We start from the raw sequence: 25,670 nt of genomic DNA, 5'->3' as shown, positions 1-25,670 counted from the left end.
CCATGATGTCTACTCTATTATATCGACATCGACCCCGATGATCCAGTTAAGCGATGGAGGACTCTGTGTTAATAACCAAAAAAGCCGCGCCAGAAGGCACGACTCTCTTGTTATCATGTATTACTTCGCTCTCCAAGCTTCAATAGCACGATGCAGGCGCGACAAAGCTTCCTTCACGGTGGCTCGGGTACAAGCCAGGTTCATGCGCATGAAGCCTTCACCATCAAGACCGAAGGCAGCCCCGCTATTCAGTCCCAGCTTCGCTTCCTGAACAAGGAAACGGGTTAGTTCCTCATGAGAGATATTCATGTTTCTAAAGTCGATCCATAGCAGGTATGTTGCTTCCGGTAAGTTTACTTTCAGCTCCGGTAGATGCTCGTGAGCGTAACTCTGAACCAGTTCCATGTTCCCGCGGATATATACGAGAAGTTCGTCCAGCCACTGGCCGCCATGGCGATAGGCAGCCTCTGTTGCCGCTGCTCCCATCGGCGTGATGGAGCCGATGGAGTAGCGATTCAAGATTTTGCGGAATCTGCTGCGAAGCTGTGCGTTCGGGATGATCATATTGGCGGTGTTCAAACCGGCGATATTGAACGTCTTACTTGGTGCCGTACAGATGATGGAGCGCTCGGCGGCATCTTCCGATAATGCGGCGAACGGCGTGTGTGCACCCGTCTCGAACACCAGATCTGCGTGAATTTCATCGGAGACAACCAGCACATTGTATTGTTGGCACAGCGTCGCAAGACGATCCAGCTCTTGTCTGCTCCATACTCGTCCTACAGGATTATGTGGACTGCACAGAATGATCATTTTGACCTTGCCGCCCGCAAAACTCTTCTCCAAATCCTCAAAATCCATGGTGTAATCGCCGTCCTCGCCTAATGCGAGCGGATTATGAACCAGCTCACGTCCATGTTCTTTCACAACGCGATAGAAGGGAGGATATACCGGCGTCTGGATGACGATCTGATCGCCCGGCTCGCTGAATGCATCCACGATTAGACTAAGTGCGGGAACGACGCCCGGACAGAATTGAATCCATTCTTGCTGAATGGTCCAGTCATGACGTTGTTTCATCCAGTTCGCGATGGCTCCGCGATAGGACTCGGTCGGGAACGTATAACCGAACACGCCATGTTCAACCCTTGCTTGCATCGCCTCAATTACAGCTGGCGGAGCGGCGAAATCCATGTCGGCGACCCACATCGGCAGCGCATCGGGTACGCCGAATATCGCGGGTACGTTGTCCCACTTCTCGCAAGCGCTGCGGTTTCGGTCAATGGCAAGATCAAAATCATATTTCATGTGTAACTTCCTCCTGATTACGATAAGTTAGGCGATAAATTTGGCTAGCGTAATTAAGCCAGTAATGGTAATAACATTTAGTATGGTCGAAATAAGAACGGTTTGTGCAGCGAAATCGGGTTCATTCTGATATTCTTCTGCCAGTATGGAAGAGTTCACCCCCGCTGGCATCCCGGAGGCAATAATCAGCGCCTGGGCGGGAATACCCTTCAGTCCGAGCATCAGCACGATCAGGATGCCGATCGCAGGTGCGATCAGCAGGCGCAGCAGAACACTGAGATAAACATCCAGTCTGCGCAGGCGCAAAGGATACTTGATAATCTGGGCACCCAAGGTCAGCAGTGCGATCGCGACCATCGATTGATCGGCATAGATCAGTGGCTGGGAAATGAATACCGGCAGCGGCAGCGCGAGTGCATGCAGCAGAATACCGAGCACGAGCGCATAAGGCACCGGCATCTTCAGAAAGCCGATGATGGCCTGTTTGTATAATCCTTCCGTCTTGGCACCCTGAATGGAGATAACACCGTAAGTGAATGTCAACAGACTCTGAAATGACATGATCAGCGCCTGAATCGATCCAGCCAACGCATCTCCTTTGAATGCCAAATCATTAATCGGCAGTCCATAATTACCGGAATTGTCCAGAATTATGGAATTGGTGAAAGCAGCCTTCATGCCGCGGTTGAACTTGCGCTGCTTGGCAACCGCGAGACTGATCACATAGAGAATCGCGATATAGATGGCATAGAATAAGGCGACCATACCCAGCAGTAGGTGACATCTGCGACTCATACATACTCATAAATACAGCCGCGGGCGTAATGTAATAGAAGTTGATTTTGGCAAGTGTGTACAAATCCAGCTTGAAGGCATATTGAAGAATAATACCGAAGCTTATCAGGACAAAGATAGGAAGTACCACTTCCAGTAAAATGTCGGCGATCATGCTGTAGTCATCTTCTTTCCATAAATATAACGTAAGGAAGCGTACTCGATTGGCCTTTATACGTCCTGTCATTATATCATGAGCTTACACGTATGGCACAACGAAATCGCGCCTGGGGCTGGTATGAGGCAAGATGAGTGAACATGTCGGTCATAATGAAGGATGCACCCATTATCCGCAGAGCCGAATAATGGGTGCATCCTTTATACTTTTTTGAGGCGCTGAATCTATTGCGGATTGGTAGTCCAAATTCCGGCGGATTTCATGAATACGCGCTGCGGGAGTTTCAGTCCGGCGAGTACGAGTTCGGCCACATCCTCTGGCTGCATCATGCGATCCTCTACACCGATCTTGAGACCGGCGTTGACCGCAAGCTCTGTGTTAACGGTGCTCGGGGTCAACGCTGTGACACGGATATTGTGCTTGCGAACTTCCTGCATTACGGCTTCGGTCAGTCCCATAACGGCAAATTTGGAAGCGTTGTAAGCAGAGCCGGTCGCGAATCCGCGTTCGCCTGCCGTGGATGAGATATTCACGACATCGCCCTCGTTATGTTCAATCATGCCAGGCAATGCGGCACGAAGCATGTGATAGGTTCCCATCAGATTGACGTCCACGATGCGTTTCCAATCTTCGGGCTGCATATCGAGCAAGTTGCCGAATTGGGCGATACCGGCATTGTTAATAAGTATCTGAATGGAACCGAGCTCCATGTTCACTGCGGCGAAGGCAGCTTCCGCTTCATGCTGTACAGAGATGTCTCCCACCGCAACGACCGCTTTGACTCCGTATTCATCAGCAATGTGCTTACTCAGAGATTCCAAATCGCTGCGGTTCGGGATATCAGACCGACGTGGACTCCTTCTTTGGCCAGGGCAATGGCAAGCGCCCGTCCGATTCCTTTACCTGCGCCCGTAATGAGAGCCGTCTTGTTCTTTAGACTCATCTACATTCACTCCTTCATCATAATTAAGGCTATCTGATATACTTGTAACAATATTGCGACACTCATACACATTTTATCCTAAGAAGTGGGGGAACTGCGAATGCTGCGCTCGCTGGAGAAAATTAGTGCCTTTCGTCAAGGGGACGAAGAAGCGGTGAGAAGCTGCCCCTGGCTCAAAATGCTCGCTTCTGCCGAGGAGAGAATCATAAATCTGGAACGCATTACCTCCTTCAGGGAATTGGCGGATGCCAACCCTGTCCTCGATTACGTGGAACGCTCGTTGCTTATGCTGGATTCGCTACAAGTCTCCTATTGGATCAAAGAGCTGCTGGAGGATGTGCTGGCATGGTCCGAGACGGCCAAGGGTGGCACAAGGCGTGAGCGGATTTCTCTGCAGCAGACGGGGGTCAATCTGTTTCTGCATCATATCGGTTCCGCAGAGTTGTATAAGAGGCATATGGAAGCCGTTCATGGAACCATGACTGAGCGCGGGGAGATGGTCCATGCTTTAATTATTACCCACGGATTGCTCGGACAGCACATTCGCGGGGAAGTGGCGCTTGCGGATAGCTTTCCGCTGCTGCGGCTTATGGATCGGGGAAGGCTAACGTCCGAGGAGTGGGTGCGGCTGCTGACATCCTTGAATCACTGTATTATCGGGGCTGTATCGAACTCCTTATGGGATGCCGTTCAGACCGAGATCACATCCCTTATACAAGGCATGGCTGATGGGCGCGCATCGAAGCCATGGAGTTCTAAAGATCGGCTGCGGCGCTTGCGGCATGCCTCGATCGCCAAGGGTGAGGACTTCGAGCAGGCGTTGGAGAATGTGCAAGGGCGGCTGGAGCTTGATGCAGCCCTTCGCGGTTTACAGCCATTAACGCTCTGGTACGTGGAAGCTGCGCTGCAGGATTTCTCGTTCGAGGAATTTCTGAAAGTGCTGCTGCTCGCGCTGCATTCCGATCCGCAAGATCGATCTCCCGTTGACGAACCAACGACTGCTGCGGCACATCTTAGTTTTGAGCTGCTGATGAACGATATGTACTACGATTATAAAGGTGTCAAGAAGCTCAACGTGTATAAGAAACGGATGATTGAACAATACTTGCGGCAACTGGATTGGGAGGATTGCCTGATTGGTAAGCCAAGTGCGAATCCGCATTTACAGTATCGAATCATTGAACAACCGGGTGCGCCGCATACGTTGTTCTTCACGTTTGAATTCTCGCAGGCAGCGGATAAACTGATCGATTTCTGCATCGAAGCGGAGAAATCACCGCTCTACGAGAAAGCCGTATTGATGCTGTTCGACCTGTTCGGTCTCAGGCGCGATGCGTATGATCGGTTTCATAACGAAGAGAGCTACCTGAAGGATATGAATAGTACAGGCGATTATAAACAGATTATTCTGGACTTCATTACCGGCGATACGGTTCTGGATATCGGCCCAGGAGGAGGCGTTCTGCTCGATCTGATCGAGGAGCGTATGCCTGATGTGCGTCCGATCGGGATCGATATTTCCCTTAACGTTATCGAAGCGTTGGAGAAACGTAAGCGCCTTGAAGGGAAGCGATGGTGTGTCAGGCAGGGAGATGCTCTTCGGCTGCATCAGTACGTCGAGCCGGGAAGCGTAAGTACCGTGATCTTCTCGTCCATTCTTCATGAATTGTATTCTTATATTGAAACCGATGGTGTCCGTTTTAATCCGAATACGGTTAAACAAGCGCTTCGTAGTGCCTACGACGTGTTAACACCTGGTGGCCGAATCATTATTCGTGACGGGATTATGACGGAAGAAGCCTCGCTTAAACGGAGAATCCGGTTTCTGGAGCCGAATGGGCCGGAGTGGCTGGCACGTTATGCGGCAGATTTTGCAGGTCGAACGATAGCATATGAACAACTCTCGGTGCACGAGTACGTGATGCCCGTCAATGATGCAATGGAGTTTCTCTATACGTATACCTGGGGGCCGGAGGCTTACGTGCATGAAGTACAGGAACAGTTCGGATACTTCACCCCAGAACAATTTGTGGCTTGTATTACGCAGGTATTGGGGCCGGAGGCGCTGATCCTTGAGAAGCGGCACTACTTGCAAGATGGATACACGGAGGCGCTGGCTGGACGCATCGAATTTATGGATGAGCAGGGGGAACCGGTCGTTTTGCCTGACAGTACATGTTTGTTCGTAATCGAGAAACCAGTCACACCATGAAATAAAGGATAAATAATAAGGACGGAATCCAGAGGTTAACCACGGATTCCGTCCTTTACAATTAAGATTGCTTCTCTGGCTCTGGATAATCTTCGCCCAGGGTGTCGACCGTTACTTTTTTCATGACGGGATACTCCAGTGGTTTATCCATTTGGTCCCGTTCCAGCGCCACGATCTCGTGGGCCACTTCGATTCCTTCAATCACTTTGCCGAACGCAGCGTATTGTCCGTCCAGAGACGGGGCAGCCTCGACCATGATGAAGAACTGGGATCCGGCCGAGTTCGGATCTGGTGCCCGGGCCATCGAGAGCACGCCTTCCGTATGCAGCAGGTCGTTCTCAAAGCCGTTGGCCGCGAACTCGCCGGCGATGCCGTATCCGGGACCGCCAGTACCCATTCCGTCAGGATCGCCCCCCTGAATCATAAAGCCGGGAATGACGCGGTGAAAGCCTGTCCCATCATAAAAGCCTTGCTCAACCAGCGAGATGAAGTTGTTGACCGTATTCGGAGCTACTTCTGGATATAGTTCCAGCTTAATGGTCTTCCCGCTATCCATCTCAATAGTAACCACGGGGTGGCTTGCGTTCGGGTCAGGAACGTTCCCTTCCGTCTCCGGCTCTTGCGGTGTCTCGGCAGGTGTTTCATTCGATGTGCCGTTTCCGCCCGTTGCACTATCTCCTGCTCCTGTGTCGTTATTCTGGCCGCATGCGTCATAACGAGCAGCAGGGCAAGAATAACCAAGAGAGCGGGGTAGAAGCGCTTCTGTGATCTCAACATCATTGACTCCTCCTGTGTATATCTGTCTAAATTTGGTCTATATTCAGTATGTATCTTATCATATGTTGGAGTACGACTAAAGTTTGGATGTGTAACCGGCGCCAGATCTGAACAAGCCCCCGGACATGGAGTCGTCCGGAAGCTTGGTTCAGCATGTACTGATGTCATTGGCTAGTCTTCAGGCTGTGGATCATTTGATAGGGAAAATGCCCTCTACTTTATTCAAGGGCAGCAAGATCCGTGAACGGTTCTTATCCTTTCCCAGCAGTTCAATGAAATCGGTGCCGATTCGCACAATTCGTATTCGGTTGAAAGCGCCTCCGGTCGGGAAAGTGGTCCGAATTCCTACAGGTATACTTCGTCTAGGGGGAGAAACATTGAATACGCGAATGGAATTCAAGCTTAATGGAACGAACAGTTCTCCCTGTACTTTGATAAATCGGTTCGGAAACACACGCTGAATTCGGCCAGGTTCCAGACCTGAATTGGGCGCGTTAATCTCAGCCAGGTGTCCGGTTAATAGGGCGAGGCGCTGCTGAAGCGTGATCTTCTGTCCTATGCGGGTCAGCAGTCCTTTCATATGGCATCATCCTTCCAGAGTCATATGGTGTAGTGTATGTTGGAAGGTATAGCATGGGTGAAAGGATGGATTCAAAGTTTTGTTACGGAATGGTTATTACCCAGTGCTTCATTCTGCGGATGAAGGTTGGTTTCCACGATTGCTGCTATCGCTGCCGTCTGGTTTCTCATGCCGGATGCTATCGGGTATGGCCTCACTGTCAGGATAGGAGTCTTCACGGAAAAGCCCTGATTCAGCATCGATGTCCCGTTCGATAACTAGACCGTGCTCATGTTCCATTTGTTTATTCTCTTTATCAGGTCGATTATTCATAAGAGTAATGCCTCCTTAGATGTATAATCAAATGAATGGCAAGACCCGCATCCTGCAATGGCGGGAGGCGGGTCCTGAACTTACCTTTAGCGAGTGTCTTCCTCACCGTTGCTGCCATTGAGCAAGTCGATGCCGTGCATTTGATCGACTGGTGGCGCTGCTGGGTCGACGGGGCTGTTAGGCGCTATAGCATCTGCGTCGGGGACATCTTCCAAGGGAGCGCTATCCTCTTCAGCAGAAGGGAAGTTTTTGAAAATATCTTGTTTCATGAATGCTGTCCCGCTGCCGGTCATAGCCGCGTCCATCTCTACCCGCTGCACCGGATCCAGCGAAGATTCAGTTACGAGATCATCGCCTGGGCGGGAAGGGATGTCTCCTTCGACGGATCTCCACTCATGTTCAGCGATCTCATCGGCGGCATCCTCACCTTGCAGTGCGATATCCGGTGAGGAAGGATGAGCGCGGTTCATCTCGTCGGTATCCTCCCCCGCAACAATCGCCGCGTCCTCACTGGCTATCTGCTCCCATGCCTCGTTGGCGCTTTGATCCTGATGAAGCAGGCTAGGATCAGCATCGGCTGGAGCTGAATCGTTCTGATCGTAAGCGATATGATCTGCTTGCTCGCTGCTAAGGCTTTGAGTTGTATAGGTGTTCACATCCTTCATATCGTCCTCCGGAATCAGCTCGGTATCCGATACTCTCCGTTTAGCTTCGAATTCCAGATATGTTAAGTCGGCTAAAGTATTGCGATTGTTTTCGTCACGCATTTTTTTGCATCTCCTTTCTCATTCCAAAGCATATAAAGATTTTGATTCTATACTTCGACTTTACCCGTTCGGTGGAGATTGAATCCTTGATGTCGAAATCGCATATTGTAAAGTTCACGACCGTTAGTCTGTCCTATTTCCTGTAAGCGTATGAAATTTTTACGGTTTATGATAATCAACCGATAGGAAACGAAAGTGTATGAAATTCGCGGAAAGCTCTTCTTTAGAAGCATGATGTATTTTGTCGAATAACTGACGCAAATCAAGATCCGGATTCGGTCATCATCGATCTGTCCAAGTTGCATTTCTGGGATCAATTTGCCCTGATGACATCTTCGAAGTGATGGATAAATATTTGCAGCCGGCAGACAGGTTACTTGGGTAGTCTTGAACCAGGAAATCTTGCGAATGCTGGATAAAGCGGGACTTACTGCAAGTTCTCATTCGTAAAAACAAGAAGGATTGCGCCAAAGTAAACCGATGGGTGGGAGCCAACCTTTTCTTTATTTATGGGCTGATAAAATTTATACGTTCATCGCTCTCGTTTCATGTTATATTGAATGTGAATGAACACGAAGTTTGTCGAATAATATTCAGGCTGGGGAGAGGTTTCTATCAACAATTCCGTGGTCAGGACTATGAACGGTCAGAGGTGCTAACTTAGATGAAGGATATGCATAGATACATATTCCTGCTTCTGCTGCCGATATTGTTTGTAACAACGATGATAATACCGGAAAAAGCGGATGCATATAACAACCAAAACGTGATACTCGATTGGCAGTTCAGATGGGATCGTAAGCCGCAAGACAGCGTATCACCCGGAAATATTCGACATTCTAGTGACTGGTCGGACGAAGAACCCAGCAACTTTCATGTATCACCAGCAGATGCGGTGAATTCGGTCTGGAACCGGTTTATCGTGCCGGAATATGACGGGAAGCAGGCTGCCATTATGATCAATCGGATCAGGGGCCAGGACGTGCTCGTCTTTCGTGAACTGGAATTGGTATATGAGCAAAGACGCGATTACGCTTACACCAATCATTCGCTGCTGCTTCCACTTGTACCTGAGGACGCAGGTAAGACGTTTTATATTTGGTCCCATGCGGATATGGAAGGGTCTCTAGGCATCGGAAGCGACGTTATATTTGGTGACTATGAGACGTTGCGGGGATTGTTCATTAAAGAGGATTTGGAAGATTTTATACTAGGAAGTTCATTCCTGTTTATCGCCGTGGTCATGTTCTTCTGCTGTCTTTTTTTACCGAGGTACACCATATCCAGCTGGCTTGCGCTTAGTTTGATTATTCTCGCCTGCGGTGCACTGCTTATTACCTACACACCGTTTCTTTATACTTTTTACGGGGAGCTTGGCAGCTTGTGGCTCTTGATATTCGACTTTGCTCTGCTAACCGTATTGCCTGCTTTATACTATTATTTCGAGAAAATATATGGTGCGGGACCTTACAAATTGCTGCGGTATGGTCGCAAGTTCCAGACGGGTTACTCCATCCTATGCGTAGTGTTACTTGGAGTCAATGTACTAACGGGCAACGGTATTTATGATTTATATTATCTTGTCTCGGTTCAAATCTTAGGCATCCTGATCATTGTACAGTTGTTGTTACTTATTGGCGTGACGATTCTATATGCGTCCAAGCGCAATAAAGACGCCTACATTTTTTCGATCGGGTTTGCGGCGCTGGCGCTGACTACGCTCAGTGATTTGTTCGCTTTCTACTATCATGACCGCGAGTATGAGTTTTTCTTGTGGAAGTGGGGGGTGATTGCACTGATTATTGCGCTGATCGTTATGCTCGGGCGCAAATTTGTCCGCAGTCATGAGCAGGTCGTACAATACTCACATAAGCTGGAACTGTTCAACAACGAACTGCAACGATCGGAGAAGATGGAGATTATTAGTGAGCTGGCGGCATCGGTCGCGCATGAGGTGCGAAACCCATTGCAAGTAACTCGGGGGTTCATGCAGCTGTTGGCCCAAAACTCAAGAGGGACCGAGAAGGAGTATTTTGGCCTGGCGCTTAAGGAACTTGACCGCGCATCGGGTATTATTACTGATTTTTTAACCTTCGCCAAACCGGAACTGGAGCATGAGAGTAGACTGAATGTCTATGAGGAGCTCAAGCATGTCAGAGGGATCCTGCAGCCGTTGGCGAATTTGAATGGGGGCACGATACAGTTAGATGAGACGAAGGAGCTTTTTATCACCGGCAACTCTTCGAAGCTGAAGCAGGCAATGATTAATATTGTGAAGAACAGCATTGAAGCATTCGACTCGGAAGGTCACATCCAGATATGGGCATACGGTGAAGGGGAAGAAATTGTCGTCCATATTAAAGACAATGGTGTCGGTATGGAGGTTGGTGACATTGCCAGACTGGGTGAAGCCTACTTCACGAATAAGTCGAAGGGGACTGGACTTGGCTTGATGGTGACGTTTCGAATCATTGAATTGATGCACGGCAGTATTCATTTTCAAAGCGAGAAGGGGCAGGGAACCGAGGTCATCCTCCGTTTTCCGGCCGTGGAATAGCTGCTGGATGATACTTGATATAACTCCATTTCATATTTATTTTCGAAGAAAATCTAGAAAAATAGAAGGTTTCGATTTTTGAGCATCGAATAACACAATAAGGTAATTATTCATTTTAAGGTAATTATTCATTTTATTGTATGAGGTGCGTCCATGAGATCCCGATGGAGAATCATCATTGTGCTGCTGATGCTCATTATCGTAATATGCCAGGGAATCCCCGGCGGTATCGATGCCGCTTCCAACGAAACAGCGAGTGAGGCTGTGATTCGGGAGTGGCGAATCCAATGGTCGGACGCGGATGAAATTCCCGATCAAGTGCCTTCTGCTCAAGATTTATGGTTAGAGGCCGCAACGGGTGCTTCGGAGCCGTCCAAGCCCCATGCAAAGACCTCCGCCTGGATTCACATGATCATTCCCGAACAGCGGTCCGATTTACAAGCGATTCTAATTGATAAGTTGCATGGACAGCAGGTTGCGATCTATGTTGACCAGCAGAAGATCTACGAATCAATCCGCACGTATAATTATGAGCTGAATTATATTTTATTGCCTCTCCCCACCAATATGTCAGGCGAGGATATGTATATCTGGCTTCAGACTTCACGAGAACATGTGACCATGGAAGGAAAGATCATGGTCGGTGAGTATCATGAGCTGCTTAACCGGTTTGTTCGGTCGAATATCGTGGATATTATTCTCGGTTCTGCTTTTATCTTTATTGCATTCATCATGCTTGTCTGCGCTGTGTTTTTGCATCGCAAATACCTCGTCGCTGTGTTATCCTTGGCCTCCATTATTTTGTCGGTCGGTATTTTGGTGTTTACTTACTCCCCGTTTCTGTATGCCATGTTCGAGGAATATGGTGATCTCTATACTCGCTTATACGACATCGCGTTGTTTATGTTGCTCCCATCGTTCAGTCTATTCTTTGAGAAAATATTCGGGCCTGGCTGGAAAGGGATCTTACGCAAATTGCGAAGATTCCAGGTAGGCTACTCCCTGTTCTGCGGCTTATTACTAATATTGAATCTGCTGACAGCTAATCAATGGTTTCATACCTATTATTTCTTCTCGGTTCATGTGATGGGAATCGTGATGATTATGCAGTTCGTGCTGCTGGTGGGCAGTTCGATGTTTTATGCGGTCAAAGGTAATAAGGATGCTGTCATATTTAACATTGGGTTTGCGTTGTTTGCCTTAATCGGGCTTGCGGAACTGCTCCAGTTCTTTCTAACCAGAGGCAGTTATAATCTCTTTTTATGGAAGTGGGGGATCGTTAGCTTTATTATTTCTCTCATTGTTATCCTTGGTCGTCACTTCGCGAAGAATCATGAACAGATTCTGCAATATTCTAAGCAGCTAGAGTTGTTTAATAATGAACTGCAGCGCTCCGAGAAGATGGAGATTATTAGTGAGTTGGCGGCCTCCGTTGCGCATGAGGTGCGCAATCCGCTGCAAGTGACACGAGGGTTCCTGCAACTACTTAGCGGGAAGGCGAAGGAGTCGGATCGGGAGTATATGGCTTTGGCACTCATTGAACTTGATCGCGCCTCCGGTATCATTACCGATTTTTTAACGTTTGCCAAACCGGAGATCAGCAAAGAAAGCGTGATGAAGATATCGGATGAATTCAAGCATATTGAAGGTATTCTCGCACCGTTAGCCCACCTCCAGGGCGGAAGAATTACCGTTGATATTCCTCATGAAGTATGGGTCCGGGGCAACTCCTCTAAATTCAAACAGGCACTGATCAACATGATCAAGAATAGTATTGAAGCCTTGAAGGAAGGCGAAGAGGGTTTAGTCCGAATCCGCTGTTATCAGCAGAGGAAGAATGTCTATATTCATGTCACGGATAATGGTGAAGGGATGGCGGAGAAAGAGATTATGCGTCTTGGTGAACCTTATTTCTCTAATAAGACCAAGGGGACGGGGTTGGGTCTGATGGTGACATTTCGGATCGTCGAGGCGATGGGAGGCAGTGTTTATTATACAAGCAAACAAGGAGTGGGGACCGATGCCGTCATTACGCTTCCCGCCGCTTATGAGTAGGCTTTACTCCATAAGCGGCGGGCGATAATGGCGATTAGGTCCCCACTCTTCCTGTGTACCGATATTGTATGATTATTAACTACGCTGTATGTAGTCTTTACCAGATGGCTCTTTCCTTAGCTTCTGATTGGATTACGCCTGATGGATTCGGAGGAATGACCAGATATAACTCATTCGGATTCTCTTCCAGCGTTACAATCTCGATGTGGTCCGGAATACGGACACCCAGCATTTCCTTGATTGCGGATTTCGGATCACTTAGCAGCTTTGCCTTGAAGCTTGGATCCTCCCATGCTTTCTGAATCAATTGTGTTTGAAAGATGGCTTCTGTCGTCATTAGAATCACCCTTTCAACGAAATGGTTATATTTTACTATTAAAGAATACCATGGAATATAAATTAAATCTATCTTTTTGTGTCTTGATTAGACAAATAATAGTTTAATCCGCCATATAATAGCTTTTGTCTGTTAAATTCGATATAGTTGGCATCTTCAATAAGTTCATCCACCAGCGATTGATGGAATGAGATAAGTGACACCGCGTCTAGATCGATAGCCGATAATATCGAATGATTACGAGCAGCGATCTGAGCATAGGGCTTCAATACATTGTTGGTATAGAGTGCTTGTTGCACCTCAGCTACGGTAAGGGAAGCGTCCTGCGATTTGCCCTGTTCTGATTTGATGAGCGACAACAGGCAGTTATAGCTGCCGTCTGCAAGGTCTTGCTCCCAGTCGGTCCAGTCATCCATCATTTGTAATGTAATCAGGACTTGGGTCATCATTTCATTGGTAGGAGCAATGAGTTCAGGTTTCCCGGAGAGCAGCAGCGCTCCTGTGCTTCCGAGTTTGACGGGGGCTGCTTTTTTTGCAATCGAAGTGGGGTCATTCTGGAAATAATCGCGATTGCTTTCATGCATAACGCCTTCTGCCCATTCGTCATTATAAGTACGGAAGTAATTCCAGAAGCAAGAATCCGGTCGGAAGTAGATCTGGTAGGAGGTAATAAATTCGTAATATAGCAGGTTGGCGAGTGTGAGATAGTGTTTCTTGTTGAACGTTGATGGGTTGTTGTGAGGGCTATCCATAATATCGTCTTGAATGAAATAGTAGAGCATGCCCATGATGTTCGTGGTGGCCAGATGGCGGTATACCTCAGTGGGAAGCAAAGTGAGTCTTTCATCCAGAAGGGAAGCAGATAGCAGATGTAATTCTTGGAGCTGTCGTGTTCGAATACGTGAAATAATTTCAGATACGAAAGACCGAGTTCATCAAGTGGTGGGGGAAGTTGTGTCAATCGAGCCTCGCAAGCGGAGAACACCACTTCAAGATCATCTTCGAACGGTTTAAACCAGTTCATATGATACCACCAACCTATTCAATTTTAAGGTGATTGCTTACTTGCTAGTTTAGCATAAATGCAATATTAGTCAAATATTCCCAATCATTGTTATGTGGGTATTTGTCTGGATTTGTTGTTTGATGAAGGCGGATGGCGTTTAAGTTAGGGATGTACCCGTGAAATTAAGATAAACGAAACGATCACTATAGGAGGTTATTCATATGACTCACAAAATTGTTGGCGTTTTTCGTACGGAACAGGAAGCTACGCGTGCAATCGAGGAATTGAAGCAACAAGGATTCAGAGCCGATGAAATCTCTGTCTTAGCTAAAGATCGCGGAGAATCTTCAACGATACAAAATGAGACCGGCACCAAGGCGCCTGAAGGCATGGCATCCGGAGTTGCAACCGGAGGTGTACTTGGCGGCGTGACGGGATTGTTGGCTGGGCTTGGTGCATTGGCGATTCCAGGTGCTGGGCCTATCATTGCAGCAGGTCCTATTGCAGCGACGCTGACCGGGGCCGCGGTGGGAGCAGGTGCAGGCGGATTGGTCGGCGGCCTGATCGGACTTGGTATTCCGGAGGAGTACGCCAAGGAATATGGAGGTTATGTGGATGAAGGACATATCCTGTTGATGGTGGATGCCGATGAATCCAAAGGCGGTCAGGTGTATGATATATTCCGGAGCAACGACGCATTGAATGAACATCATTACCGCGAAAGCGGCATGTTCAGCGGCACCGAAGCGCCGGTTGATTCCAATAATGAAGCAGCGGCGGCTACCGAGGATGCGGTGCCGGATCCGAATCTATATCAAGGCTATGGCGATGGTCGCGGTGGTGCGGTTAGCCCGGAAATCATAAGCCCGGATCGCGAAGAAACGGTGAGAAAAGATTAATCTTGAATGAAGAATGGCGAGTGCAGGTGATTCCTGCACTCGCCATTCTTGGTTATTGCCTTTGCCAATCCGCCTCACGAGCGACGTTTGCGCTTGGTTGCCGATCCGCGCATGGAGTCGTTCCCGTCAGGTCTGTGTCCCGGACCACCAGGTCCGTGCCCGGGACCTCCGGGGTGCCATGGTCCATGGCCATGGCCTGGGCCGCCCGGATGCCACGGTCCAGGTCCTCCAGGGAACCATGGTCCACCGCCTGGCGGGAATGGTGGATACGGATAAATAGGATATGGAGGATAATATGGCGGATACGGATAATATGGATAACCGGGGAAAAGACCGGGAATCCCTGGGGTGAGAGCTCGCTTATCTTTATTATTCATGCCGCGCACCTCTTTCTGTCAAGCAGCTTACCACATCCTATGTCATAGCGGAGATATGGGGCACTTATCCATAGTAAAATAGGCATTAGTCTACTATTGCAAGAGAATAGCCAGACGCAGAGAAAAAGCGCATTCGTAACTACCCTCGTGGGAGGTGTCGGATGCGCTATTACTTGTAATGCTAAATATATTGTAGACCTGAAGTATAAGGCAAAGGAATGGGGTCGAATGGAATGTTGTGCGCTGCACGATAAGGTGACTCTGGATCGAACAAGATCGATAACAGACCCTCATCATCAAGTTGCAAGGTTGTTTCTGCCAGATGCAGTTGGTATGGTCCATGATCGCCTGCAGCTTCAATGATATGTTCCGGCAGCAGGATGCAAGTTGCAACAACAGCTGCGGGCCGCTAACCACATAGACAGTTCCGTCATTTTGAATGGTCTCGCTTGTAGCGCCTGCTGCATGGAGGAGTGTTGCAAGTTGTTGATCCTGCCAAGCCAGCGGTACGGTTAGTTCAGGCAGGTGGAGGGATTGAATCGCTTCACCTATCATATGTGCAGCCGCTGCCGGCTGTCCTCCCCACTCGACGAGCGTAGCTTCTCTTGAAGGGGTTAATTCCATGCCCGGTACGGCGATAATAGCATAAGCAATCAACTGTCCGCCATCTTCTGCAACCAGCACCTGCTGCTGCATACGAATGACATTCGAATACGCGCTGGCCCCAAGTAATCTGTCGAGCTCGGAAGGCGTAGTCGTATACCGAGCTTGGCGCTGCTCCATAACGGCGTGGAGCTTGAACAGGTCTTCAGGCTGCATCTTTCGAATCTTGGAGCGGGGATTGCCTGCTGATCGGAGCGACTCCGCATTGCCTGGCAGAAGGTGATAACGAACCGCCCGCCCGAATCGCCGGCTGCCTGCCCTGGTATAAAGGGAGCGACCGCCAGAGATAAAGATCAGGGACGCAAGCGAAGATTCGGCATGACGGAAGCATTGCTCCAGAATGGAGCCCGCCAGTCGCTGCCCCCGATAGTCCGGATCGGTACAGACCGAGCCGATGGAATATACATTCAGCTTCGCATCATGAATTTGCATCGTATAAGGTACAAAGCCCATAAAGGATACCAACTTCTGATCATCCCATGCGCCATAGGAATGACTTATGCCCGGGGAGAAGATCGGAGGGAAGGATACTCCCATGGAACGCTGCTCCGGTTGTTTGAGAAAGATACGATCAGACAATTCAACAGCTTGCTTGAGTTGATGGTTCTGCATAATGGTAATGTTCACTCGGTTGACGCCTCCCTATGTATGTCGCTAACACCAGTATAAAGTCTAAGTCTGTTAAATATCCAGTAAACCTTTCCAATTGCATGGTATGAATTTCATCATATCTTCATGGAAAAGAGCCTGATAATCTTTGCAATATAAGTTGGAATTTGATATGATTAATACAAGGATTTAGATTAAGTCTAAATTTAATTATAAAAAAATCAACCATCATAAAGGAGACGATAAATATGAGTAAAGTGATGACGAATCAACAGCAAACAGGGCAGGACCTTCAACATGTGCTGAATGTGCAAGTGGCCAACTGGAGTCTGCTCGGTGTGAAGTTGCACCACTATCACTGGTTTGTCAAAGGTCCCCAGTTCTATGTGTTGCACGAGAAGTTCGAGGAGCTGTACAATACGGCGGCTGGTTACGTGGATGAACTGGCAGAGCGCCTGTTGGCTGTTGGCGGTAAGCCGGCAGCAACCATGTCACAATATTTGCAGCTTGCAACGCTTAAGGAAGCCTCGAATGAGGAGAGTGCCGAGCAGATGGTAGGCCAGCTGGTTGCGGATTTCCGCCAACTCGCCGAAGAACTGAAAGCCGGGATCGATGCTGCAGGCCAAGAGCATGACGATGCTACGGCTGATCTGTTAACCGGCATGATGAGCAACGTCCAGAAGCATGCTTGGATGCTGAGCGCGTACTTGGGCAAATAAGCGAGTGGACCACTGATATAAAGGAACGATCCGCGATGTGGCTGAAGCGGACAATGCTTTATGAGTAGCGCTGCCTTGCCTGGCGGCTGTGAACCATGGAATAGCCGTCGTAACGGATATCAGGTGATTTATATAATAAATTCTAAAAAAAGTTGCCCACTCAATGTGGGCAACTTTTTTTTTATCGATTATCGACCGTCTCGGGGTATAAGTCATGATTCATCAGACGATTCGCTGCGATTTCCTCGTATTTTGTTCCTGGACGACCGTAATTGCAGTATGGATCGATGGAAATGCCGCCGCGTGGCGTAAACTTCCCCCAAACTTCGATATATCTCGGATCCATCAGTTTGATCAGGTCATTCATAATGATGTTCACGCAGTCTTCATGAAAGTCCCCGTGGTTGCGGAAGCTGAACAGGTAAAGCTTCAGGGATTTGCTCTCAACCATTTTGATATCCGGAATATAGCTGATGTAGATCGTCGCAAAATCCGGCTGGCCCGTGATCGGGCACAAGCTTGTGAATTCGGGACAGTTGAATTTGACGAAATAGTCCCGGTATGGATGCTTGTTATCAAAGTTCTCCAGGATGCCAGGATCATATTCAAAAGTATATTTCGTGCCTTGATTGCCGAGCAGGGTTACGTCTTCGAGTTCTTCTTTCTGTCTTCCGGCCATAGCTGATAGCTCCTTATTTATATTTATAGTAAAATCTACACTCCGCGCTTATTGCTCCACACGAGGGTGTGCAATTGCGGGAGAACCCGCACGTCATTTAAGCGATCTGATTGCATGACGGCATCCACTAACTGCTCATAACGATCAAGCAAGAAGGTAACGTGAGCGTTCTTATCGTCCGTACGAACATCCGGATTGCCGGTCTGCAGATAAAACGGAACATTCGGGTAACGCTCATGAACCGTCTCCGCATAGGCGAGATCTTGATCGTCGAATACAACGACTTTCAAGCTTAGGCCTCTTCCCGGTGGTCTGCCGGACAGCCTGGACACAATCTCATCCAGCTTGCCCCAGTCTGTTGTCATGCCGGAGCTTGGCGGTTTAGGCGAGATGGTGACTTCATCGATGTCCATCAGCCAATCCTGCCAGCGGGAGCCTTGTGTTTCCACTGCGATGGTAATGCCGTGGCGATGCAACTCATCGATGAGCGAGCCTAGCTGGGAGAGCAGGGCAGGATTGCCGCCTGACAAGGTAACATGGTCAAACCGTTCCCCGCCTAAGCGATACAACTCCTGCCATACCTCTTGGGCACTCATGCGAGCGATCGTGTCGGTTGCTGATCCATCCCACGTGAAGGCCGAATCGCACCAGGAGCAGCGGTAGTCACAACCGGCGGTGCGGACGAACATCGTTTTGCGGCCGACCACCATCCCTTCGCCTTGAACGGTAGGACCGAATATTTCCATGACCGGTATTGGACGCTCTGCCGTAGCTGAATTGGTCTTGAACGGAGTCGTTGTGTTATGGCTATTCATGGTACATCCACTCCCGTCTGACCTCCGCGTAGCTGGTGGGCGTTTCGAACAAACGAACGAATTCCGTACGCATGTTCTGCTGTACATGTGATTCCCGGCTGGACAGTGCGGTTTCCATTTTTTCGAACAGCCAGACAACCATATTCTCAGCCGTTGTGTTCATAGGCGGCAGCGTTTCATTCAAATAACGGTGATCCAGATAGGGTTCAATCTCGGCTTTCCAACATTCCTTAATATCGCCGAAGTCCACGGTAATGCCGACTTCATTCGGTGTACCGCTGATTCCGAAGATTACCTTGTACGTATGGCCGTGCAGATTCTTGCATTTGCCTTCATAAGCGTGCAGATGATGGGCAGCATCGAACGTAAACTCTTTGGATACTAGCACCCGCTTGCTGTGATAACGCAGGTCTTTAAGTCTGATATCCTCGCCGAACTGTTGCAACTGTTCTACGATGCGGAAAATCCCGGGTTCGCGGTTCATACCAAGGACCCTCCTTCGGAGGTGGTATTCCGGCGCTTCATGTATTGATCGAGTCCTGCTCGTCTTAGCTTGCAAGCCGGGCACTCCCCGCAGCCATCGCCCTTGATGCCGTTATAGCAGGTCAACGTATGATCCCGCACGTATTCCAATGCATTCATCTGGTCAGCAAGCTCCCACGTTTCCGATTTATCTAGCCACATCAGGGGCGTATGAATGACAAACGGATAGTCCATCGCCAGATTGAGTGTGACATTGAGCGATTTAATGAAGCTGTCCCGGCAGTCGGGGTATCCGCTGAAATCAGTCTCGCATACACCAGTGATGAGATGCTTGGCACCGATTCCTTTAGCAAGCACCGCGGCGAAGCTTAGAAATAATAGATTGCGTCCATCGACGAAGGTCGTGGGTAATCCTTCGCCTTCCGCGATTTCGATGTCATCCCGAGTTAACGCATTCGGAGCGAGTTGATTTAACAGGCTCATATCGAGCACGGTCTGCTTCACGCCTTGCTCCTGCGCGATTTGGGCGGCACAATCGATCTCAAGTTTATGACGTTGTCCGTAATCGAAAGTCACCGTCTCTACTTCTGCAAAACGCTCCTTCGCCCAGAACAAACAGGTGGTGCTATCTTGACCGCCGCTGAAAACAACAACAGCCTTTTCATCTTTAAGCATAAAAAAACCTCTCATTTCTTCAGAAATTAGGGCTGCCGTGAAGCAATACCCGTAGAAGAATTGAGAAGTTCTTGAACTGAATCCGCAAAAAAACAAGCCTTATTTCGTTATACGAAAAATAAGACACGATAGTTTTTTATAGAGGGAGTTCACGAACCTCTCCCATATCCCGATGTGGGGCATGGACTGTCTTCTGTTGTGAATGACCGCAATCTGACGATGCAGCCACGTGCGTACTACGCCCTACATTATATCACGTGTCCTCTATTTGATAAACACTCCGCCAAAGGGAATTGCTTCCCGCAAAAAGCGTTTCACGATTCCTTCATCGTTCAACTCGTTTACGAGACGTTGGTTCTGGCGGCCGGCCTGGAACAGGACGTAGCCCTCACCGGTCAACTTCCAGTGATAGTTCATATGTTGGCTCGCCAGATGATTGCCGTACACGGTCAGATCGAGCTTGGCCGCTTCGGGGTAGGCAATGATACTGCCGGCATCCACATAGAGCGGCTCGGTCGGATGCAGCTTCACTTTGCAGACGGGACCCTGGGTAAGAATGCCGATGCTGCCTTGGCCGGAGAACTTCATTTTAACGGCGTCACGTGTGACCAGCATGTTCTTGATCTTTAGTATGCGCGTTTGCATCGTGACGTGAGTCGTATAGAAGAACACATGTCGGAAATCGTATAGCATGTCCTGCTCGCCTTGTAGCTGAATTTCATGCATACTGAAACCAGGCGGTAGTGCAGCTGTAAATTGACTGGGGCCTTTGATGTCCGCCCGAACCAGCCTTTTTTTACGATAAATGCCCTTTACGTTCATGATACGATCGCTACGACCCGATGAGGGGCCACGGTAAGCGACAATTTGCTCAGGGTGGAGTACATGCGTCGTATCTCCTTCAGCTAGGGAGAAGGTGACGGCCTGTCCGGCTCCACTCCCTGCTGCATCCTCCATTCGAATAATCATGGCACACCTCCTGGTAGGGCTGTCTATTATTATTTGAGACGATTCATGCGGCGCATGCCGAACCGAAGCGCTCGTATAAGGACAAAATACAGGACAGCCAGCATTATAGCCGTCAAGGCGACCGTCTTCAGTCGCTCCACACCGCGGCTTCTGGCGGCCTCGGATTCCTGCAACTGGCTTACCATTTGCGTCAACTGCCTGTTTTGCTCGGCAAGATCGGCGTTCTGCTGCTGTAATTGTTCCGCATTGAGGCGGGCTCGATCGAGTTCCTCCATCGTCTGGTTATAACTGTTCTTGAGATTGTTCACTTCCTGGGGCAGTTCGGAGAATTGCTGAATATTATCGTATAAGTTACTGATATAGTTGGCGTTTGCCTGACGCCCTGTTGTCCCCATCGCGATCCCCGCTAGCGTCAAAACCAGAGTCACTCGAATTAGCCTTGATATTACAGGCTTGTACAAAAGGGATCACCACCATTCGATCATTTATAGTTCATACGAATCAAAATACGACAGGTTTCTTATTTTACAGTTTCTATATGTTATTACCATTCATAGTCATGATGTGAATCGGTGATAATGTTATCATGTTTCGTGGTCTCGGCGTTAGGGTAAATACTTAAGTAAGCATGATGATATAAAAGGAGATTACGCTGATGATGAACGAGAGCAATGTGAAGAAAATTAAGATCACCGTTAATGGCAAACCGGTAGGCAATGGCTTGATCATTGATAAAGTCACTTATGCCCCTGTACAAGGCTCTGCCCGAACCAAAGGGGAAGGCGAGAGAGGATAAGCAACTGATATAACTGATATCCATTATATCCATTATGAACGGAAGCGACGAGACCCGGTGAGCGTGTTCATCCGGATCTTTTTTATTTTTCAGGATAAATGAAGCGAGTCCTTCGAACTAGTATAGGGCTTTTTTTCATATATAATTGGATAGACATACTCATTAATCAGATCATGGCTCTAGGGCTGTGGTCTTTTTTTGTCGAAATGGGTATAGGAACATACGTTCCATGACAGTAAGGTGTCCATCTCTATTGGTACATTATTAGAAGAAGAGGAAAGAGGTGGATATGTTGATGCAGTCAGGCTTGAATTCTGATTTTACATGGAGTCATACCCAGGTATCCGCTGGCGGTACGAGCCAGGTTTTTTTGCTGATCGAGTGGCGGGCTGGTGTTCATAAGTCAACCGCAGTGCCTGTACACTTCGGTCAGCAGTTCGCTGATGAGGTCCAGTTGCACCTTCAATTAGGTGAACGCGTTCAATTGGTGCAGATGTACGGGTGTAAAGGCCAACTGCTGAATGATCGTAATCTTACACTGTCATTAGGCTCGTTATCGGAAGGAAAGCCGAGGCAGTTGGGGCTGGAGTTTAGGATCGGAGGACGTGCCTCTGGTGTGTATCCGTTGATCACGGCTCTCTGGACATATTGGGACGTACTGAAGCAGAAATCCGTTCTCCAACCTTCGCAGACGCTGCCGCTTCAATTCAGTAATCACACTTCGTTGAACCATCGTAAGGCCAACGCTCGAGTGGATAAAGCGCTGAGGTTACTCCAGAATGCTACGGTCCTGGACCGGGCGAGGGGGGAATTGGAGAAGGGAAATTTGGCTGAGGGAGAGGGCATGATACGGCGGCAAGCCGATGAATTGCTCATGCATGCTACTCGGCTTCGGGATACTGATTACTTGGAACAGGCAGATATGTTGTATAAACTAAGCGGTCTGTATATTGATACATATCGTCAATCACCTGGTGATGTCGCGAACACATAAGGGACTTGAGACTCAATTATGAACTGGTTATTAAGAATCTTTATATAAAAAAGGAAAAATGGTATGAGGGTCGAATGTACTATCTGACAGTCAATAAAACTACGTCTAATTTACTAGAGAGATAGGGAGAATGCTATATGACAGACCGACTGATCCGACTAATGAGAATCATTACCCTTGTACAGGCTAGACCAGGAATATTGGCACGAGAGCTGGCCGAACGTTGCGGCACAAGCGAGCGCACGATTTATCGCGACATGGACGCTTTGAGTGCGATGCATATCCCGATCACGCATCAAGGTCGAGGTCGAGGATATACCTTTATTGGACATTTTGCATTGTATCCACTTGGGTTAACGGAAGATGAGGTCCAAGCTTTATTCAAGTTGATGACGGTGCTGGAAGAGATCAAGCCGCTGTTGCCTGATGAATTTGAAAGCGCTTATGAGAAAGTGTTGGCCGCCGTATACAAGCAAAGTGCGGAGAAAGCCGAAATTCAGGCAGGAGATCGTGATGACTCCTCCTCGAGTATATAAGTCTGATCCCTTTATAGAAGTGGCCAAGGCCACGTATTCCAGGCTAACCCTAACCGCTAGTACACGATTGTGTGGCTAGCCGTTGGGGGTTTTTGGGTTCCGGTCTTTTGCAGGGATGCGCAGGTCAGTAGGGGAACAATGGTCCATTTGTATTAAAATAGGGATATTATCCCATATTATCGCGGATTTGTGATAAAATAATTCCAATTTCGATCACATTACAAATTTTGTATAGGATGTGTAAATGTGAGAGAATGCGGCGAGATGTCCCTAAGCAAGGGCGTAGGAAGGAGATATGGATATCAATAAGGGATAGTATCTTAATTTTACGAGGAGAAATGTAATGAGTAGAAAATGTATGGATCATTGGACGAGAAGTAGAAAGAGAATATTGGCTATTCTACTGTGCAGTGTGTGCGTGTTCGGATTGTACAATCCCTGGATAGTGGAGGCGGACGCTGTTGGTAGCCCTAAATTAGCCGTGCTGGTTGATGGACGCAAAGTGAAGTTCCAAGGAGGCGATCCAATCTTTGAGCAGGGACGTGTACAGGTGCCGCTGCGAGGAATAGGCGAAGCTTAAAGGCTGAGATCGGATTCAGCGGCAAGACGGTCAGCTACAAAAAGGATGGGCGTTCCATCGTCCTTACAATTGGAAGTAAAGAGGCTGTCGTCGATGGAAAGAAAGTGACGATGGACACACCAGCTAAATCTATCAAGGGGCGTACTTATGTTCCATTACGATTCGTAAGTGAGAATCTGGGTATTCCGGTTAGCTGGGATCAGGTCGGGAACTGGGCTTGGATTGGATCGAAAGAGGTTCCGGATATTGAAAAGTCACACATAGCCAAGCAACCGATTAGTAAAAAGTTTATTGATTTAGTTTCTACTAATAAATACTTGATTAAAGATAAGTCTAGTGTGCGAGTTTTTACTATTGACGATCTTCCACTGAAGTTTGGGCAAGTGACTGTTTATGATGTATGGACAGTTAAAATAAATGAATATCAGGCTGTAAGAGTGAGGTATTCGCTTGGGAGAGGGAATATTTTCTATTTAGGTGAAGGAGATAGAGCACGATTCCGAAGCAATATGAGTCATGAAAAAAACTCTGATCAAACAGTTACTATTACCTATCAGACAACAAGTCAAGGCGATGAATTACGTGAGGGCGACAAAAATTACATGTCTTTTAATCTACACAAAGCTGAATATATTGGATTTGACCGTGGTTCAGATTCTTTAGAGCTACTACAAAATCCATTTAGGCAGTAGGTGTGGTGTTTGAATAAAAAGAGCCGAAAATTAATAGCATCTTTATTAGTAGTGTTATTAGCTAATCTCTTATTGTTTGAATGTGTGTTCGCTTCTTTACCGACCACTCCTAAGCCAAGCAATCGTAATATTCATTATTTTGTAGGGTTGTTTTCCTATGATATCTGGAGATACTCTGATGGAGTAAATTGGACTCCCGAAGGATATGAAGGAGAAAAAAATAAGAGGATGCCTTTTACTTACTCCTTTGATATACCTAATCGAAAAATTAAAAGAGTGGCAGTAACCAAATTTGATCCAACCATGACTGACCCCAACGGTGAAGATTTATATTTTTATTCCCGATACAAGCAAGAGTTATGGGTTGATAGAGCACCACAAGTTTCTTATCGTTATGTTCCAAATATTGTGGGTAGTATACAGGGACTGGGCACAGAGTCTGTTACTTTTATTGTTGAGGTAATAGGAGATTTAGATGCACCTAGCCCGGAGGATATCACCAGGAATGACCAAAATCAAAATGTTAGAGGATTACGTTATTATTTTCCAATGCTCTTCGAGATCGAACTTGAACCAGAAGGCGGCAATGCCTCATTAAGCACTATACCACGACAGGTCGTTCTATCGGAAGTGTCTTCTCAGATCGAGAAGAAGTATTGGAGAAGAACCAGCCGTACGCGTTCACCCATACACCGGGGAATGCAGACTACACCTATGTCGGTCATAAGAAAAGTACGGTATCGCCTCCTAGCGGTGGTTCCATCACACCAGGCGATCCGGGTCGGTTTACTTACGACGGATCGTTTCCGACTTATTACTTGTATTTTTACTACGAAGAGAAAGGGCCGCCTCCTCCAGACCCTTCTACCGCTTCATGCACCGCACCCACACCGGGTCAGACCCTTAACGGACGGTACATGGACCCGGTCGTCACCGCCCGCATCCTAGCGGATCAGCGCGGAAGCGAACGCTTTGATGTGCTGCAAGGCATCCCGACCTCTGAGAGCTTGTACGGCAACATTATCGCGCGGAACTATCTCTTTCAGCATACCTTTGTCAACATGAGTGGGGTCTGCACGTTCGAAGTGAACGTGGAGAAGACCTGGTCGCTCAGTTGGGATCCCGGGCAGGAAGGACCGGAAGGTCCGGACGGGAATCCAACCACGATTCCGGATCCCCAAACCGAGGAAGAAACCGTCACCGAACGCTACACCGTACAGCGACCTTACTCCTATTGGGTGATCGATAACCTAGAAATCTACCGCATCCAGCAAGGCGTACTACGGAATTATGCGCTGCCCGGTGAACAGATCACCATTACGCCGCAGGGCTATCAACCGCCGTCATACAGCACAAACCGCTCCGGGGCCTTCTACCC

At 48.2% G+C, this 25,670-nt stretch carries 25 protein-coding genes, 3 pseudogenes and 1 riboswitch; of the genes and pseudogenes, 11 read left to right on the top strand and 17 right to left on the bottom strand.

The features are described 5' to 3' along the window. Positions 1 to 120 precede the first annotated feature (120 nt). From JCM10914_RS17185 to JCM10914_RS17175, 3 genes and pseudogenes are all read right to left on the bottom strand, one after another. The gene (locus JCM10914_RS17185) at positions 121 to 1,308 is read right to left on the bottom strand and encodes a MalY/PatB family protein (RefSeq protein WP_023963351.1); all 1,188 of its coding nucleotides are present in this window, start codon (positions 1,306 to 1,308) and stop codon (positions 121 to 123) included. Between the two features lie 27 nt (positions 1,309 to 1,335). Beyond that, a pseudogene (locus JCM10914_RS17180) lies at positions 1,336 to 2,257 on the bottom strand (AEC family transporter). A 227-nt stretch (positions 2,258 to 2,484) separates the two neighbouring features. After that, positions 2,485 to 3,203 (bottom strand): annotated as a pseudogene (locus JCM10914_RS17175) (3-ketoacyl-ACP reductase). Positions 3,204 to 3,303: 100 nt separating this feature from the next. On the opposite strand from JCM10914_RS17175, the gene JCM10914_RS17170 reads away from it, so the two are divergent. Then, positions 3,304 to 5,415 (top strand): class I SAM-dependent methyltransferase, encoded by a 2,112-nt coding sequence (locus JCM10914_RS17170; protein WP_023963347.1) that lies wholly within the window; start codon positions 3,304 to 3,306, stop codon positions 5,413 to 5,415. 61 nt (positions 5,416 to 5,476) lie between these two features. Here the strand turns inward: JCM10914_RS17170 and JCM10914_RS17165 are convergent. From JCM10914_RS17165 to JCM10914_RS17150, 4 genes and pseudogenes are all read right to left on the bottom strand, one after another. Continuing rightward, a pseudogene (locus JCM10914_RS17165) lies at positions 5,477 to 6,192 on the bottom strand (peptidylprolyl isomerase). A gap of 190 nt (positions 6,193 to 6,382) precedes the next feature. Continuing rightward, positions 6,383 to 6,772 (bottom strand): hypothetical protein, encoded by a 390-nt coding sequence (locus JCM10914_RS17160; protein WP_023963345.1) that lies wholly within the window; start codon positions 6,770 to 6,772, stop codon positions 6,383 to 6,385. Between the two features lie 108 nt (positions 6,773 to 6,880). Next, positions 6,881 to 7,084 (bottom strand): hypothetical protein, encoded by a 204-nt coding sequence (locus JCM10914_RS17155; RefSeq protein WP_023963344.1) that lies wholly within the window; start codon positions 7,082 to 7,084, stop codon positions 6,881 to 6,883. A gap of 86 nt (positions 7,085 to 7,170) precedes the next feature. Further along, the gene (locus JCM10914_RS17150; protein WP_023963343.1) at positions 7,171 to 7,851 is read right to left on the bottom strand and encodes a hypothetical protein; all 681 of its coding nucleotides are present in this window, start codon (positions 7,849 to 7,851) and stop codon (positions 7,171 to 7,173) included. A 664-nt stretch (positions 7,852 to 8,515) separates the two neighbouring features. Between JCM10914_RS17150 and JCM10914_RS17145 the strand changes: the two genes are divergently transcribed. Both JCM10914_RS17145 and JCM10914_RS17140 read left to right on the top strand, forming a co-directional pair. Further along, complete coding sequence (locus JCM10914_RS17145; RefSeq protein WP_023963342.1) at positions 8,516 to 10,408, top strand: HAMP domain-containing sensor histidine kinase; 1,893 nt, start codon at positions 8,516 to 8,518, stop codon at positions 10,406 to 10,408. A 153-nt stretch (positions 10,409 to 10,561) separates the two neighbouring features. Continuing rightward, positions 10,562 to 12,463 (top strand): HAMP domain-containing sensor histidine kinase, encoded by a 1,902-nt coding sequence (locus JCM10914_RS17140; protein WP_197286854.1) that lies wholly within the window; start codon positions 10,562 to 10,564, stop codon positions 12,461 to 12,463. Positions 12,464 to 12,560: 97 nt separating this feature from the next. On the opposite strand, the gene JCM10914_RS17135 is transcribed toward JCM10914_RS17140, so the two are convergent. Together JCM10914_RS17135 and JCM10914_RS17130 are read right to left on the bottom strand one after the other, a co-directional pair. After that, positions 12,561 to 12,800: an NHLP leader peptide family RiPP precursor gene (locus JCM10914_RS17135; RefSeq protein WP_023963340.1), complete on the bottom strand. Its 240-nt coding sequence runs from the start codon at positions 12,798 to 12,800 to the stop codon at positions 12,561 to 12,563. A 68-nt stretch (positions 12,801 to 12,868) separates the two neighbouring features. Then, positions 12,869 to 13,633 (bottom strand): hypothetical protein, encoded by a 765-nt coding sequence (locus JCM10914_RS17130; RefSeq protein ID WP_023963339.1) that lies wholly within the window; start codon positions 13,631 to 13,633, stop codon positions 12,869 to 12,871. 394 nt (positions 13,634 to 14,027) lie between these two features. On the opposite strand from JCM10914_RS17130, the gene JCM10914_RS17125 reads away from it, so the two are divergent. Continuing rightward, positions 14,028 to 14,705 carry a general stress protein gene (locus JCM10914_RS17125; RefSeq protein WP_023963338.1) on the top strand — a complete coding sequence of 226 codons (678 nt, stop codon included), beginning with the start codon at positions 14,028 to 14,030 and terminating at the stop codon, positions 14,703 to 14,705. Positions 14,706 to 14,779: 74 nt separating this feature from the next. Here JCM10914_RS17125 and JCM10914_RS29310 read toward each other — a convergent pair whose 3' ends face one another. Continuing rightward, positions 14,780 to 15,082, bottom strand: coding sequence for a hypothetical protein (locus tag JCM10914_RS29310; RefSeq protein WP_081739826.1), 303 nt, complete (start codon positions 15,080 to 15,082; stop codon positions 14,780 to 14,782). Positions 15,083 to 15,175: 93 nt separating this feature from the next. Further along, positions 15,176 to 16,372: a GNAT family N-acetyltransferase gene (locus tag JCM10914_RS17120; RefSeq protein ID WP_023963337.1), complete on the bottom strand. Its 1,197-nt coding sequence runs from the start codon at positions 16,370 to 16,372 to the stop codon at positions 15,176 to 15,178. Between the two features lie 230 nt (positions 16,373 to 16,602). On the opposite strand from JCM10914_RS17120, the gene JCM10914_RS17115 reads away from it, so the two are divergent. Continuing rightward, the gene (locus JCM10914_RS17115) at positions 16,603 to 17,073 is read left to right on the top strand and encodes a Dps family protein (protein WP_023963336.1); all 471 of its coding nucleotides are present in this window, start codon (positions 16,603 to 16,605) and stop codon (positions 17,071 to 17,073) included. Positions 17,074 to 17,254: 181 nt separating this feature from the next. Here JCM10914_RS17115 and queF read toward each other — a convergent pair whose 3' ends face one another. From queF to JCM10914_RS17085, 6 genes are all read right to left on the bottom strand, one after another. Next, positions 17,255 to 17,752, bottom strand: a complete 498-nt coding sequence (gene queF / locus JCM10914_RS17110) for a preQ(1) synthase (RefSeq protein ID WP_023963335.1) — start codon at positions 17,750 to 17,752, stop codon at positions 17,255 to 17,257. A gap of 35 nt (positions 17,753 to 17,787) precedes the next feature. Beyond that, positions 17,788 to 18,567 carry a 7-carboxy-7-deazaguanine synthase QueE gene (gene queE, locus JCM10914_RS17105; RefSeq protein ID WP_023963334.1) on the bottom strand — a complete coding sequence of 260 codons (780 nt, stop codon included), beginning with the start codon at positions 18,565 to 18,567 and terminating at the stop codon, positions 17,788 to 17,790. Continuing rightward, positions 18,560 to 19,051, bottom strand: a complete 492-nt coding sequence (gene queD / locus JCM10914_RS17100) for a 6-carboxytetrahydropterin synthase QueD (protein ID WP_023963333.1) — start codon at positions 19,049 to 19,051, stop codon at positions 18,560 to 18,562. Before queD ends, queE begins: the two co-directional genes overlap by 8 nt. Continuing rightward, entirely contained in the window at positions 19,048 to 19,725 is a 678-nt protein-coding gene (queC, locus tag JCM10914_RS17095) for a 7-cyano-7-deazaguanine synthase QueC (protein ID WP_023963332.1), read from the bottom strand. The genes queD and queC overlap by 4 nt, the downstream gene beginning before the upstream one ends. Positions 19,726 to 19,854: 129 nt before the next feature. After that, positions 19,855 to 19,886, bottom strand: a riboswitch (PreQ1 riboswitch). Between the two features lie 103 nt (positions 19,887 to 19,989). After that, the gene (locus JCM10914_RS17090; protein ID WP_023963331.1) at positions 19,990 to 20,694 is read right to left on the bottom strand and encodes an AIM24 family protein; all 705 of its coding nucleotides are present in this window, start codon (positions 20,692 to 20,694) and stop codon (positions 19,990 to 19,992) included. 29 nt (positions 20,695 to 20,723) lie between these two features. Next, on the bottom strand, positions 20,724 to 21,089 hold the full coding sequence (locus tag JCM10914_RS17085; protein ID WP_023963330.1) for a hypothetical protein: 366 nt from the start codon (positions 21,087 to 21,089) through the stop codon (positions 20,724 to 20,726). 260 nt (positions 21,090 to 21,349) lie between these two features. Between JCM10914_RS17085 and JCM10914_RS29305 the strand changes: the two genes are divergently transcribed. From JCM10914_RS29305 to JCM10914_RS17060, 6 genes are all read left to right on the top strand, one after another. After that, complete coding sequence (locus tag JCM10914_RS29305; RefSeq protein WP_162834836.1) at positions 21,350 to 21,490, top strand: hypothetical protein; 141 nt, start codon at positions 21,350 to 21,352, stop codon at positions 21,488 to 21,490. Between the two features lie 295 nt (positions 21,491 to 21,785). Then, a complete protein-coding gene (locus JCM10914_RS17080; RefSeq protein WP_023963329.1) occupies positions 21,786 to 22,484 on the top strand; it encodes a hypothetical protein in 699 nt (232 codons plus the stop codon). A 137-nt stretch (positions 22,485 to 22,621) separates the two neighbouring features. Further along, the gene (locus tag JCM10914_RS17075) at positions 22,622 to 23,020 is read left to right on the top strand and encodes a YafY family protein (RefSeq protein ID WP_023963328.1); all 399 of its coding nucleotides are present in this window, start codon (positions 22,622 to 22,624) and stop codon (positions 23,018 to 23,020) included. A gap of 343 nt (positions 23,021 to 23,363) precedes the next feature. Further along, the gene (locus tag JCM10914_RS17070; RefSeq protein ID WP_036718732.1) at positions 23,364 to 23,600 is read left to right on the top strand and encodes a hypothetical protein; all 237 of its coding nucleotides are present in this window, start codon (positions 23,364 to 23,366) and stop codon (positions 23,598 to 23,600) included. Positions 23,601 to 23,608: 8 nt separating this feature from the next. Then, positions 23,609 to 24,292, top strand: a complete 684-nt coding sequence (locus JCM10914_RS17065; protein ID WP_081739824.1) for a copper amine oxidase N-terminal domain-containing protein — start codon at positions 23,609 to 23,611, stop codon at positions 24,290 to 24,292. A gap of 656 nt (positions 24,293 to 24,948) precedes the next feature. Then, on the top strand, positions 24,949 to 25,670 hold a 722-nt coding region (locus tag JCM10914_RS17060), incomplete at its 3' end, for a DUF5704 domain-containing protein (protein ID WP_231638690.1).

The organism is Paenibacillus sp. JCM 10914, from assembly GCF_001315105.1.
In the GTDB taxonomy this organism is placed as follows: Bacteria; Bacillota; Bacilli; order Paenibacillales; family Paenibacillaceae; genus Paenibacillus_AQ.
This window is presented reverse-complemented; position numbering and strand designations above follow the sequence as displayed.

Coding starts and splice junctions, on each gene's coding strand:
- JCM10914_RS17115 (WP_023963336.1), top strand. CDS start 16,603: ATGAGTAAAGTGATGACGAATCAACAGCAAACAGGGCAGGACCTTCAA.
- JCM10914_RS17080 (WP_023963329.1), top strand. CDS start 21,786: ATGCAGTCAGGCTTGAATTCTGATTTTACATGGAGTCATACCCAGGTA.
- JCM10914_RS17090 (WP_023963331.1), bottom strand. CDS start 20,694: ATGATTATTCGAATGGAGGATGCAGCAGGGAGTGGAGCCGGACAGGCC.
- queF (WP_023963335.1), bottom strand. CDS start 17,752: ATGGCCGGAAGACAGAAAGAAGAACTCGAAGACGTAACCCTGCTCGGC.
- JCM10914_RS17170 (WP_023963347.1), top strand. CDS start 3,304: ATGCTGCGCTCGCTGGAGAAAATTAGTGCCTTTCGTCAAGGGGACGAA.
- queC (WP_023963332.1), bottom strand. CDS start 19,725: ATGCTTAAAGATGAAAAGGCTGTTGTTGTTTTCAGCGGCGGTCAAGAT.
- JCM10914_RS17185 (WP_023963351.1), bottom strand. CDS start 1,308: ATGAAATATGATTTTGATCTTGCCATTGACCGAAACCGCAGCGCTTGC.
- JCM10914_RS29310 (WP_081739826.1), bottom strand. CDS start 15,082: ATGAATAATAAAGATAAGCGAGCTCTCACCCCAGGGATTCCCGGTCTT.
- JCM10914_RS17085 (WP_023963330.1), bottom strand. CDS start 21,089: ATGGGGACAACAGGGCGTCAGGCAAACGCCAACTATATCAGTAACTTA.
- JCM10914_RS17070 (WP_036718732.1), top strand. CDS start 23,364: ATGAGTAGAAAATGTATGGATCATTGGACGAGAAGTAGAAAGAGAATA.
- JCM10914_RS17125 (WP_023963338.1), top strand. CDS start 14,028: ATGACTCACAAAATTGTTGGCGTTTTTCGTACGGAACAGGAAGCTACG.
- JCM10914_RS17075 (WP_023963328.1), top strand. CDS start 22,622: ATGACAGACCGACTGATCCGACTAATGAGAATCATTACCCTTGTACAG.
- JCM10914_RS17135 (WP_023963340.1), bottom strand. CDS start 12,800: ATGACGACAGAAGCCATCTTTCAAACACAATTGATTCAGAAAGCATGG.
- JCM10914_RS17140 (WP_197286854.1), top strand. CDS start 10,562: ATGAGATCCCGATGGAGAATCATCATTGTGCTGCTGATGCTCATTATC.
- JCM10914_RS17155 (WP_023963344.1), bottom strand. CDS start 7,084: ATGAATAATCGACCTGATAAAGAGAATAAACAAATGGAACATGAGCAC.
- queD (WP_023963333.1), bottom strand. CDS start 19,051: ATGAACCGCGAACCCGGGATTTTCCGCATCGTAGAACAGTTGCAACAG.
- JCM10914_RS29305 (WP_162834836.1), top strand. CDS start 21,350: ATGATGAACGAGAGCAATGTGAAGAAAATTAAGATCACCGTTAATGGC.
- JCM10914_RS17150 (WP_023963343.1), bottom strand. CDS start 7,851: ATGCGTGACGAAAACAATCGCAATACTTTAGCCGACTTAACATATCTG.
- queE (WP_023963334.1), bottom strand. CDS start 18,567: ATGAATAGCCATAACACAACGACTCCGTTCAAGACCAATTCAGCTACG.
- JCM10914_RS17160 (WP_023963345.1), bottom strand. CDS start 6,772: ATGAAAGGACTGCTGACCCGCATAGGACAGAAGATCACGCTTCAGCAG.
- JCM10914_RS17145 (WP_023963342.1), top strand. CDS start 8,516: ATGAAGGATATGCATAGATACATATTCCTGCTTCTGCTGCCGATATTG.